Source organism: uncultured Christiangramia sp. (assembly GCF_913046405.1).
Lineage (GTDB): Bacteria > Bacteroidota > Bacteroidia > Flavobacteriales > Flavobacteriaceae > Christiangramia > Christiangramia marina.
The window spans coordinates 15,152-27,250 of sequence record NZ_CAJWRQ010000012.1 but is presented as its reverse complement, the minus strand read 5'-3'; the positions used below and the strand labels follow the sequence as shown (position 1 = coordinate 27,250).

At 38.3% G+C, this 12,099-nt stretch carries 14 protein-coding genes; 9 read left to right on the top strand and 5 right to left on the bottom strand.

Annotation, left to right across the window (positions count from 1 at the left end; all coding sequences use genetic code 11):
- Positions 1-25: 25 nt before the first annotated feature.
- Entirely contained in the window at positions 26-928 is a 903-nt protein-coding gene (locus QZ620_RS03035; protein ID WP_295178967.1) for a histone deacetylase, read from the top strand.
- A gap of 10 nt (positions 929-938) precedes the next feature.
- On the opposite strand, the gene ssb is transcribed toward QZ620_RS03035, so the two are convergent.
- Positions 939-1,271 carry a single-stranded DNA-binding protein gene (gene ssb / locus QZ620_RS03030; protein WP_295178965.1) on the bottom strand — a complete coding sequence of 111 codons (333 nt, stop codon included), beginning with the start codon at positions 1,269-1,271 and terminating at the stop codon, positions 939-941.
- 135 nt (positions 1,272-1,406) lie between these two features.
- On the opposite strand from ssb, the gene QZ620_RS03025 reads away from it, so the two are divergent.
- From QZ620_RS03025 to QZ620_RS03005, 5 genes are all read left to right on the top strand, one after another.
- Positions 1,407-1,877 carry a biopolymer transporter ExbD gene (locus QZ620_RS03025; protein ID WP_295178963.1) on the top strand — a complete coding sequence of 157 codons (471 nt, stop codon included), beginning with the start codon at positions 1,407-1,409 and terminating at the stop codon, positions 1,875-1,877.
- Between the two features lie 201 nt (positions 1,878-2,078).
- Positions 2,079-2,585, top strand: coding sequence for a hypothetical protein (locus QZ620_RS03020; protein ID WP_295178961.1), 507 nt, complete (start codon positions 2,079-2,081; stop codon positions 2,583-2,585).
- A gap of 37 nt (positions 2,586-2,622) precedes the next feature.
- Complete coding sequence (locus QZ620_RS03015; protein ID WP_295178959.1) at positions 2,623-3,561, top strand: hypothetical protein; 939 nt, start codon at positions 2,623-2,625, stop codon at positions 3,559-3,561.
- A 49-nt stretch (positions 3,562-3,610) separates the two neighbouring features.
- Positions 3,611-3,958 (top strand): hypothetical protein, encoded by a 348-nt coding sequence (locus QZ620_RS03010; protein ID WP_295178957.1) that lies wholly within the window; start codon positions 3,611-3,613, stop codon positions 3,956-3,958.
- A gap of 47 nt (positions 3,959-4,005) precedes the next feature.
- A complete protein-coding gene (locus QZ620_RS03005; protein WP_295178955.1) occupies positions 4,006-4,437 on the top strand; it encodes a DUF4174 domain-containing protein in 432 nt (143 codons plus the stop codon).
- Here QZ620_RS03005 and QZ620_RS03000 read toward each other — a convergent pair.
- Positions 4,431-4,898 (bottom strand): CBS domain-containing protein, encoded by a 468-nt coding sequence (locus QZ620_RS03000; protein WP_295178953.1) that lies wholly within the window; start codon positions 4,896-4,898, stop codon positions 4,431-4,433. The genes QZ620_RS03005 and QZ620_RS03000 overlap by 7 nt on opposite strands.
- A gap of 155 nt (positions 4,899-5,053) precedes the next feature.
- Between QZ620_RS03000 and QZ620_RS02995 the strand changes: the two genes are divergently transcribed.
- Together QZ620_RS02995 and QZ620_RS02990 are read left to right on the top strand one after the other, a co-directional pair.
- Positions 5,054-7,342, top strand: a complete 2,289-nt coding sequence (locus tag QZ620_RS02995) for a M20/M25/M40 family metallo-hydrolase (RefSeq protein WP_295178951.1) — start codon at positions 5,054-5,056, stop codon at positions 7,340-7,342.
- The gene (locus QZ620_RS02990) at positions 7,343-8,149 is read left to right on the top strand and encodes an NAD(P)H-binding protein (RefSeq protein WP_295178949.1); all 807 of its coding nucleotides are present in this window, start codon (positions 7,343-7,345) and stop codon (positions 8,147-8,149) included.
- Here QZ620_RS02990 and QZ620_RS02985 read toward each other — a convergent pair.
- The gene (locus QZ620_RS02985) at positions 8,146-8,871 is read right to left on the bottom strand and encodes a hypothetical protein (RefSeq protein ID WP_295178947.1); all 726 of its coding nucleotides are present in this window, start codon (positions 8,869-8,871) and stop codon (positions 8,146-8,148) included. The two genes, QZ620_RS02990 and QZ620_RS02985, sit on opposite strands and share 4 nt — an antisense overlap.
- A 75-nt stretch (positions 8,872-8,946) precedes the next feature.
- On the opposite strand from QZ620_RS02985, the gene QZ620_RS02980 reads away from it, so the two are divergent.
- Complete coding sequence (locus QZ620_RS02980) at positions 8,947-9,861, top strand: oxidoreductase (RefSeq protein WP_295178946.1); 915 nt, start codon at positions 8,947-8,949, stop codon at positions 9,859-9,861.
- Here QZ620_RS02980 and hflX read toward each other — a convergent pair whose 3' ends face one another.
- The gene (gene hflX / locus QZ620_RS02975) at positions 9,862-11,085 is read right to left on the bottom strand and encodes a GTPase HflX (RefSeq protein WP_141879154.1); all 1,224 of its coding nucleotides are present in this window, start codon (positions 11,083-11,085) and stop codon (positions 9,862-9,864) included.
- Between the two features lie 116 nt (positions 11,086-11,201).
- A complete protein-coding gene (locus QZ620_RS02970; RefSeq protein WP_295178944.1) occupies positions 11,202-12,098 on the bottom strand; it encodes a DUF3078 domain-containing protein in 897 nt (298 codons plus the stop codon).
- Position 12,099: the final 1 nt, after the last annotated feature.

Below are 12,099 nucleotides of genomic sequence, written 5' to 3'. Positions count from 1 at the left end.
GGAATTAACTTTTCAGGCTTTTTTTATGCTCAAAATTGCCTTTCATCCCATTTATAAACATCCACTGCCGGAAGGTCACAGGTTTCCTATGGAAAAATATGATCTGCTTCCAAAGCAATTATTGCATGAAGGCACCTGCGAGGATGAGAATTTTTTTAAGCCTGACCTCATAGATGAGAGTTTGATCTTAAGAGCCCATACTACAGCCTATGTTGATAGATTGAAGAACCTGGATCTTAGTAAAAAAGAGATCAGAGTTTCAGGATTTCCACTTTCACAGGAACTTGTGGATAGAGAACAGATTATTGCCCAGGGAACAATCGATGCCTGCAAATATGCACTTGAATATGGCGTTTCCATGAATATAGCCGGTGGAACTCACCATGCTTTTTCAGATAGAGCTGAAGCATTCTGTTTATTGAACGATCAGGCTATCGCCGCCCGATATCTACAAGATCAAAACCTGGCTCAAAAAATTCTGATCGTAGACCTGGACGTACATCAGGGAAATGGTACGGCTGAAATCTTTCAAAATGATGATTCTGTATTTACATTTTCGATGCATGGAAAGGGAAACTATCCATTTAGAAAAGAAACTTCTGACCTGGATATTGAAATCCCGGATGCCACAGGTGATGAAGCTTACCTCAAGCAGCTAAAAGAAGTTCTTCCAGAACTTATAGAAAGAACACAACCCGATTTTATTTTCTACCTCTGTGGCGTTGATATTTTGGCAACCGACAAGCTTGGCCGACTCTCCTGTACTATAAAAGGATGTAAAGAACGCGACAGGTTCGTATTACAAACCTGCCACGATCTTCAGATTCCTGTAGAGTGCAGCATGGGAGGTGGTTATTCAAAAGAGATCAAATATATCATCGAAGCTCACGCCAACACTTATAGAGCTGCCCAGCAGATCTATTTTTAAAAACTACTGATTACTTACCGAGTAGTAAGAGCTCCTGGCAAACGACTTCAGTTACATATCTTTTAATTCCATCTTTGTCCTCATAACTTCTGCTGGTTAGTTTTCCTTCGATTCCAATCTCTTTCCCTTTAGGCACGTAATTTTCTACCAGTTCAGCGGTTTTGCCCCAGGCAACAATATTGTGCCATTGTGTATCAGTTATTTTCTCGCCTTTTGAATTCTTATAACTTTCATTGGTGGCTATCGAAAATTTGGCTAATTTCTTTCCAGATTCAAGGTTTACGATTTCAGGCTCATTCCCTACATGCCCGATCAATTGTACTGTGTTTCTTAAAGTGCTCATAACTAAAGATTTTATTGCAGTTGAAAATCATTCGTTCATTTCAACAGGACAAAGATGTAGTCAAAGGCAAATACTAATCGGTCGTAAAGCACTTGTAGTTGTTTACTTTCGTTTGTAAGCATTTGAAAACGTATAATGCCTATATTAAAATATTCCTACGATAATAATAATCTCATAATTAGCTCTAACCAACTATCCTACAACCATATGATACACAAGTCAATTCTTATTTGCCTGTTCACTTTCTTCGGAAGTCAGATGCTTTCTCAAACTTCAGCTCAGAAAACCCAGCCGTTTTATGTCAATATCCTTATTAATGCTGAAGAAACTTATTATGTCGAAACTGAAAGAACTGAAATTGAAAATATTGAGCAAAAAGTTTCAGAAATTGTGAGAAACAAACCATTCAGAATTGATCAGCAGATCGTATATAGAATTTTCGCAGATAAGAATCTGCCCATGGCCAAATTGATAGATCTGGATCAGAAGTTGAGCAATGCTTATAGTATTAATATCCGCCGGGAAAGATATTTGCTCAATACTGTAGAAATGAACATCGATGGAAGAAACTGGTTTGAATCTATAAATATGAATAGTTTAAACTAATTATAAGCCGACGATTGGAGCGCGCATTTCGCAGCCATTTTCCTTTTTTATATCCATATTGCTGAGCAATCCGAAAACCTAAAAAGCTACGAATCCATAATTTATGCATTCTCCTGCCCCGGAGTTTGAAGTCTTGATTGTTTTATAGAGTTAACGCAACCATTTCAGGAAATGGTCATCTAATAATTAGAAACTGCAATTATGAAAAGAAATAGCCTTCTACTTTCCATTATTCTAATGTCCTGTGATAAATCTGATGACGCTACAGGTAGAAAAGAATCGGTCGAATATATCGCACATGAAAATTCAGCCTTGGAAATCAGTGAAAATGACTTCGGTACCTTTGTTGAAGTTGTTGATGGGGATAAGCTGGTTTTTGAATATACTTTTAGTAGAGCCTCAGGTCCAGAACTTGCAGATAGTGGTCTGGATAAGTATTTATATTTTGAACTTGCTGCAAATACTGGAGATTTTCAGCTTACTACAAATGATTTTGACGTCAGCAACACCTATTTAAGACATTCCTGCTTTTGTCCTGTTACAGATTTCAGAAGAGCGACATCTGGTGAGATCACTGCACAAAAGCTCGGTAATCTGAAATGGAATATAAGCTTCGATGTAGCCGCAGATTTCAATATTAATGAAGGGGAAGAAGAATTTTCTGAAACTATAGAATTTGAGGATTCAGGAATATTTCAGCTGAAATAAATTTTACTAACTAACCAACTAAGAATAAAACTCCCTTATGAGATCTCTAGCAACATATCTTCTACTATTTAGTTTAGCTTTTTTACAATCCTGCGGTACAGATGATGATGAGGACTGTTCAGCAACAATCTGTGACGCCGGCTATGCCGATTTAAACTTTCAAATCATAGATAGCAATACCGGTGAAAACATCTTTGATAACATAGCCTCTTCTGAAGGGATTACGGTAGTTGAAACTTCTAATAGTCTTGAAGCCGATTTCCAGGTTATTGAAAAGAATGAACAGAAAACTCTTGTAATTTATACTTTTAATGATGCTGAATTTTCGGTGATGTACGCAGATGAAGAAATATTTACAGTTTCGGTGGAAGGAGAAGCTATTACTGAAGGTTGCTGTCCTACTATAGCGATAACAGATTTAAGTATTGAAGGCGCAGAATTTAGGTATGATGAAATGAATGATATTTATGTTATTGAACGATCTGTCCGTTCACATTTCACAAATGATGAAAGTCTTGAAAATTACCATGCATTCTTCGAAAATTCAAGACTTCAGATTGATGTTATATCAGATTCTAACGATCTCAAGATGGACGTAAAGCCTGGTAATAAACTGGTTTTCAAATTACTTCAGTATGAAGATCCTATTCCCGAAGCCGTAGACGACGAAATTACTCGCATCGTATATTTTGAAGTAGATCCAAATGCTAACAATTTTTTGATTAATTCAGATAACTTTTCAGAATATAATGTCGTAACAGGTATTTCAGGGAGCATTTCTAATATTACGTATGTAGAACAGGGAGAGATTGTTGGTGAAAAACTGAATGACAATGAATGGAAAATAAGTCTCAATACCTCTGCAGTAACCGAGACCGATATAAATATTAATGTTGATCAAACTGAAACCATCTTTACGAAAAGTACCTATGAGGATGTATGGATGCCTATCTATTATACGCATCTTTTCTACTAGAAAACAAAGGTGTTAAACCCTATATAAAAGCTTTTTAGTATATTTCCCTATGCAAAAGACTTGCGAGGAGTGCAACGAAAAAATCGTTGGAAGAACAGATAAAAAATTCTGTAGTGATTATTGCCGAAATGCATATCACAACAGGATGAATAAAGATGCAAGTAACCTCATCAGGAATACGAATAACTCGCTGCGTAAAAATTACCGGATACTTCAGGAATTAAATCCCAGTGATAAAACTTCAGTCGCTAAATCTAAATTACTCTCCAGAGGTTTTAACTTTGAATTCTTTACCAGCATTTATACTACGAAAACAGGAAAGCAATACTTCTTTGTGTATGACATGGGGTATCTGCGGCTTGAAAATGACTTTTACGCATTGGTAAGAAGAAATTGAGATTTTGTTATAACGGACTTCAAATCGAAATGCCTAACTTTTGATCTATGCGGAATCTCACATTACTCATCATAATAATTTTCTACGGAATGACTTCAAAAGCTCAGGATCTGCAACAATACCAATGGCAAAACCGAATTATTGTTTTGTATGCTAATGAAACTGAATTAGATCTTTTAACAATGCAATTGGAATTACTTACCGAAGAACCTAACGAGCTTTCAGAAAGAAAACTTTTGGTGATACAGGCTCATAAAGATCGGTACAAAATTATTTTTCCTGAAAATTCAGAATGGGTAAGTTCATCCTTAAAAGGCGAACTAAATATTATCAAGAAAACTGAATTTGAAGTGTTCCTACTTGGACTGGATGGAGGCATTAAACTAAGGCAACAGGAAATTCTTCAAACCGAAAAATTATTCAGCCTGATAGATGGGATGCCCATGAGAAAGGCAGAAATAAGAAGAAAAGATCAATAACTCCAGGTGTGTGATTTTAATCTTAGAGCAGCTTTGAGAACATCTCTCTGTGAAATCTGACCTACCAACTGGTTATTTTCCACTATAGGAAATCTTCGGAATCTCTTTTCAATGAAGATCTTCGCGGCATCCAGAACATTCATATTTCCATCTATAGTTTCTACATTAGAGATCATACGTTTTCCAACCGTGAGATCTGTCATTGGCATATTATAATACCTACTGTCTGAGATTTGTTTCATACAATCTCCTTCAGATATAATTCCCAGCAATTCATTCCTGTCATTCACCACACAGCCACCAGAGATACCATGTTTAATTAATTTCTCTACGACATCCATGATATTTTCATTTTCCCTGAAGGTGATAAGCTTCTCTGTCATATAATCTCTTACCAGCATCGGGACTTCCGCAGGCTTCTCCGGCTCTGCTCGTTTACCCATAAAACTTTTAATACCCATAATTTATTTATTTGATTACCAATTACTTAAATATAAGGTTTTTCGATTTGTTACGCATGACAGTTATTCTGTTATTCATATTTCAAAAACTTAATTAACTTTAAAACTTTGATCCTCATTGCATGAACTCTAAATTTTCCGGCTTAATAGCTTTCTTGCTGATTTTTGTAGCAGTTTGGCTAAGTTTTAATTTCGATGCTCCCCAGGCCAGGCTTTCCGAAGAAATTTCTTTAGATAAATTTTCAACTTCAAGGGCTTTCCAGCATGTTGAAGCCATTGCAGAGCAACCACATTATGTTGGGAGCAGTGAGCATCCAAAAGTTCGCAACTATATCGTACAGGAATTGCAGAAAATGGATCTGGAAGTACAAACTCAGGAAGATTATTTTCTCAATTCCAGTGCTATTTTAAGCAAACCACAAAATATCCTTGCCAAAATTAAAGGTTCAGGTGATGGTGATGCGTTGATACTTATGACTCATTACGACAGCGCCACACATTCTTCGCCGGGTGCGAGTGATGCAGGAAGTGGCGTGGCTACCATACTGGAAGGTATCAGGGCTTTCCGCGGAAAGGAAAATCAACCTAAGAATGATATTATTTTGCTCTTTACAGATGCAGAGGAAATTGGTTTAATAGGCGCAGAGATCTTTGTTAAGGATCATCCATGGGCGAAAGATGTACTGCTAGCACTTAATTTTGAAGCAAGGGGAAGCGGTGGAAATCCATTTATGCTACTGGAAACAAATGGTAAGAATGCGAAGTTGATCGAAGCTTTTGCAGATGCGAACGTCGAATACCCAGTAAGCAATTCTCTTGCCTACAGTATCTATAAAATGCTTCCAAACGACACAGATCTTACCATCCTGCGTGAAAAGGGTAATATCAACGGTTATAATTTTGCTTTTATAGATGATCATTTTGACTATCATACGGCGAATGATACTCCTGAAAATCTGGATGCAGAAACCCTTGCTCATCAAGGTAGCTATCTTATGCCGCTGCTCGCCCACTTTAGTGAAGCAGATCTCAAAAATTTATCCAGTGACAGGGATCTTATATATTTTAATCTGCCTTTTGGAGAGTTCGTAAAATATCCTTTTGACTGGATCTTACCTATGTTGATCGTCGCCATGGGAATTTTCCTGATCCTGATTCTCTACGGAATTCGAAGAGACCGCCTGGATATTACTGAAATTTTTAAAGGTTTCTTACCCATGTTAATCAGCATTGGTTTATCAGGTTTGCTAAGCTGGGCGTTCTGGCAGTTCTGTCTATTTATTTACCCGGAATACTCAGAAATGGAACATGGGTTTACCTACAATGGCTACTGGTACATCGCGTTGATCATCTTTCTTTCCCTGTCCATTAGTTTTATAACCTACCATTGGTTTCGCAAACGTTCACATAAAGCTTCCATATTTATAGCGCCACTTGCTTTATGGCTGGTGATCTGTACACTAGTTGCTATATATCTAAAAGGAGCTGCATATTTCATAATTCCTGTATTCTTCGGACTATTGCAACTCTTTGTAATGGTAAGACAAAAGAGACCAAACCGCATTTTAATGGTCTTACTGAGCTTTCCCGCTATTATTTTACTTCTACCTTTCATCTGGAGTTTACCGGTCGCATTGGGTCTGAAAACCCTTTTTATCACCGCAATTCTGGTAAGTCTGGTGTTTATGTTCCTGTTACCGCTTTTTGGATACTTCAGAAAGCTTAAATCCTTTGCAGTTTTATGTTTCCTGGTTTTTAATATTTTGCTTTTTACAGCGCATTATTACTCAGATTTTTCTTCGGAAAGGCCTAAACCTAACAGTTTGGTTTATCTGAAGGATCTCGACCAGCAAACTAATTTCTGGTATAGTTATGATGAAATGGCAGATTCCTGGACGAGCTCTTATTTTCCTGAAGGCACAGAAAATTCAGGAACAGAGTCCAATTTCAGCAGTAAATACGGCAGTAATTTCCGAAGAAAATCCAGCGCTCCGGAAGTTGATATTCCAGAACCTGCAATTCTACTTGAAGAATTCGAGACCGACACATTAACGAACTTGAAGTCTTATTCTTTGAAGATCGCTCCAAATCGGGATATTAATCGCCTGGAATTATATGAAATCCGGGATGTAGATTTCAAAGAGTTCAGAGTAAATGATCTTACAGCTGAAGATGAACAATTAGGAGAACAATATTTTAATATGCATACCCAGCGCTGGAAAGAACGAATTCTTACATATTACGCATCAAACCGGGATACTTTGCGAATTGAATTCGCAATAGCACCAGAAGATGAGCCAGAATTTGTACTTTACGAATCGGCTTACGATCTCTTCGAAAACGAAGAATTAAAGCTGGAAAAAAGACCAAAGGATATGATCCCGCGGCCATTCGTTTTGAATGATGCTACTATTTTAAAGAAAACCATAAGAATAAAGGAATAAATGAAGATTGCGATTTTAGGATGTGGATGGCTTGGTTTTGAGCTGGGAAAAGAATTAAGAGCCTTGAACCATGAGGTAAAAGCTTCAGTTACCAGAAATGAGAAATTTGTTGATCTTCACGCAGCCGGACTCGTTCCCTACACGATCAAATTATATGAAAAAGGAATACAGGGAGACATCAGGTCTTTTCTTTCCAAGTCTGACTGTATTGTGGTGAACATCCCTCCCGGACTTAGAAAAAATCCTGAAGCCGACTTCGTTTCAAAAGTTAGAACCATTGTTCCTTACCTGGAGAAAAGTTATTGTCCAAGGATCATTTTCGTAAGTTCAACTTCGGTCTATAAAAATGAACCTGGTTTTCCAGAGGTCAATGAAAATACTGAAACCGATAACTCTTCCAATATAGCAGTCCAGCTACGCAATGCCGAGTTATTGTTGCTTAATAACGAAAACTTTAAAACTGAAATACTAAGATTTGGTGGTTTGATAGGAGATGATCGCCATCCAGTGAATCAGCTTTCTGGAAAAAAGGATCTAAGCTCTCCAAAAGCGCCGGTAAATCTCGTACATCGTCGTGATTGCATCAAAGCAATTATTACCTTGATAGAGAAACCTGCCACCAATAATATATTTAATCTGGTACATCCAGAGCATCCTTCACGTGAAAATTATTATACTAAAATAGCGCAGGACAGAGAACTTGAAGCCCCTCAATTCAGTCATGAAAAGTCTTCAGAAGGTAAAGTGGTAAGTTCAGATAGATTTCAAAAAGAGCTCAATTTCAAATTCGAGCATTCTATTTATTAGTTTCTGGAATAAGCTTTAGCATAAGGTGACCAGATCTCTTTAATAGGATCACCCTTGGAACTTTTTCCTGAGTGGATCCAATTCCCGTTTTCGACTTTATAAGTAAAATCGAGACTCGCTCCCACTCTACTGGCATCCCGGGAGAAAAATTCTATGTTCTCAATATATTTCCCATCCTTCGCGATGTAAGTTCCACCGCCGGTACCAAAAAATTCTCCGGTTGCCGAGTTAAATGCTACCCATTGGAAACGATCGCCACCAAGCATTTTAATAGTTCTTCGATCCCCCGGTTTCATCTGGTTCATTTCACCATTTCTCTCTCTACCCGTGATCACCCAATTTCCCGATAATTCATTTTTATTTCCTGAAACTCTTGTCCATTTCTGAATAGTTTCGTCCTGTTCAATACTGAAACTGTTCTCCTCTTCGAATTCGATCTTATGTGCAATTAATTCTGCTGAAGGTTTTTCCTGCCTTGTGTCAAAATCAATTCGAACCTGATCTTCTTTCTTATGATATTCCCCGCCACGTGCCCAGAGAAATTCATTGGAATCAGGACCTTTAGCACCTTCAGTAAAGTACGAATCAGCATAAATGCGAATTACCTCTTTACCTGTTACGGCCTTTCCATTTTCCGCAGTAAGTTTCCAGGAACCCTGAAGCGATTGAGCCTGTATATTCAAATTAATTACTAAAACAAAGAGGAGTAGAATGCTTTTCATGATATAGATTGTATCTTTTAAAAATAAGAAATAATCGATCTAAAAGATCTTTCTGAAGTATCAAAAAAACTATCCATGAACGAATTTCAGCATTCAGAAGCCACAAGAAACGAACAACCTGTTGCAATTGTAACTGGAGCGAATGCCGGCCTGGGTTTCGAAACTACAAAGGCGCTTGCGGCAAACGACTTCAAGGTGATCATGGCCTGCAGAGACCTGGAGAAAGCAAAAAAAGCCCGGAAACAAATTCTGAACTGCCATGGAGACGCCAAACTGGAGATACGGGAACTAGACCTTTCGAGTCTGAAATCGGTAAGATCTTTTGCTTCAGAATTTAAATCTGAAAATGAAAAACTTGACCTGCTTATAAATAACGCTGGTGTGATGATGCCACCTTATCATAGAACCGAAGATGGCTTTGAGCTTCAATTAGGAGTGAATTATCTAGGTCATTTTCTGCTAACCGGTCTATTAAAAGAAGAATTGACTACTTCGAAAAGTTCCAGGATCGTGGGCTTAAGTTCCATCGCTCACAAAAATGCCGAAATTGATTTTAATGATCTGCAAAGTGAAAACTCTTATTCAAAATTTAAAGCTTATGGGCAGAGCAAGCTTGCCTGTCTTATCTTTAGTCTGGAACTGGAACGTAGATTGAAAGCTAATTATTTAAGCCATGTGAGTTCACTAGCCGCCCATCCAGGAGTTTCTTCTACTGAACTGATGCGACATTTGCCAGGATGGCTTATGCTTATGGCCAAACCCGTGGAACCATTCATCTCTCATTCTGCGGAAAAAGGCGCAAAACCTACGCTCAAGGCTGCTTTGGATAAAGAACTGGCAGGTGGCTGCTATATTGGACCTGATGGTTTTAGAGAAATGAAAGGCAAGCCTGCAGAAGCTGAAATTGCCAGGCAGGCTGAAAATAAAGAAACAGCCGCAAAATTATGGGCTGTTTCTGAAGATCTTACCGGGATAAAATTTTTAAGCTAACTATTCTTTAGTCTCGCCGTATTTATCATATTCCGGATACAGGAAGTTGTTATAAGGAAATCGAGTAATATGAATTTCACGAACGGCTTCGTATACTCTTTTTCTGAAATGTTCAAAATTCTCTTTTTCAGTGGCAGAAATAAAGACCACATTATTACCCATTTTATTCATCCACGTTTTCTTCCATTCTTTGAGCGTATAATGCGCTGAAGTTCTCTCGGTTACAAGATCATCCTCCTCGATCTCTTCAGGCTCGTAAGCATCGATCTTATTAAAGACCATAATGGTTGGTTTACCTAAAGCTTCGATCTCTGTTAGAATTTGGTTAACGGAAGCTATATGGTCTTCAAAATTGGCATGAGAGATATCTACCACGTGCAAGAGAAGATCTGCTTCCCGAACCTCATCCAATGTAGATTTAAAAGATTCTACCAGCTGAGTTGGCAGTTTTCTAATAAAACCTACGGTATCACTTAGCAGAAATGGAAGGTTACGAATCACTACTTTTCTTACTGTGGTGTCCAGCGTGGCAAATAATTTATTTTCAGCAAAAACCTCGCTTTTACTAATCGCATTCATCAAGGTAGACTTCCCTACGTTGGTATATCCTACAAGTGCTACACGAACCAGTTGTCCTCTGTTCCCTCTCTGTACTTCCATTTGCTTATCGATGGTTTCCAGTTTTTTCTTCAGTAAAGATATTTTATCTCTAACGATACGACGGTCGGTTTCGATCTCTGTTTCCCCTGGACCACGCATTCCAATACCACCGCGTTGTCTTTCAAGGTGAGTCCACATACCGGCAAGTCTTGGTAATAAGTACTCATATTGCGCCAGTTCTACCTGTGTCCGGGCGTAACTGGTCTTTGCTCTCTGGGCGAAAATATCCAGAATCAGGTTAGTCCTGTCCAGAATTTTAGCCTTTAGTATTTTTTCAATGTTCTTCTGCTGAGCAGGTGTAAGTTCGTCATCAAAGATCACGGCACCAATTTCATGTTCTGCCACGAATTCACGCACCTCTTCCATCTTACCGGTTCCAATAAAAGTCTTAGGATTCGGCATGTCCATCTTCTGCGTAAAACGTTTCTGCACTTCACCACCAGCGGTGAAAGTTAGAAACTCCAGCTCGTCCAGGTATTCTTCAAGTTTATCCTCGTTCTGATCTTTGGTAACAATACCTACAAGAACAGCTTTTTCAAAGGACAGGTCGGTTTTTTCAATCATAAATACAAAGATAATCATTAGATGGCTTCTGCATTCGAAGCCGCCATACTTCAACAAAAATTTAACTGAAAAAGCCCGTGAAGTTCACGGGCTTTTCATAAATCTATAGGTTTTCTCTAGAATCCGAAGTTGATCCCGACTCCAAATACTTCACGAATCTGGAATGCTCCAACAGCGTTATCATCGTAGATCGCCTGGAATATCAGGTTTGCAGAAAGGTAATCATTGATTCCCATGTTCAGATTCAGCAAATAATCAATATCTACATTCTCCGGGTTCTCGAGGTAGTTTGAATATAAAGCTAGTGAATGCTCCATTTCTACATTTTCAAGGATCTCATAGCTTAGGAAAGCGGTAAGTGCAGCGCCTAGTTCGAACCTGGTACTTTTTCCTTCATCCACTCCAAAGTAATCACCATCTACATAACCTGCACGGCTTGTAAAATCACTGTCCACAAAGATCAATCTTGCCGTGGCCGGTGCGAGGTTCACCATGAAATTATCACCCTTCTTATACATCATCCCCGGACCGGTTTGTAAATAACCTGGTGAAAGAAAATGAGTAGTTTCGGTTCGAATGGTTTCTCCGGTTTCAGCATCTTCGGAAAATTCATAACCTTTAGCAAACTGAGTTCTGAAGTTTAAAAACCATGAATAATAAAAATTCGTGTCTTCAATTTGCTTCCCGGCGATACTGTTCAATTCAAGTCGGTCACTCGTTTTACGTTCAAATTCATCATCTTTTACTTTTGTAAGTCCGTAATTCCCAAGAATCCGGTTATCCCAGGTGAAATCATCTTTTCTATAATTGAACTGGTAATCTACAGTTAGATTTCCAGCGATACTGGAAGTTCCACCACCTGTCCATTCTTTGTTGAAAGCAGACTGGTTAAATAATAACTGAACATTTCCTTCTTTTTGCCATCCATTGGGTGGGATAGAATCGTTTTCTTCCTGTGCAAAGGAAGATCCAAATAAAAACAGCGCAACGGCTGTAAATAAAACTTTCTTCATT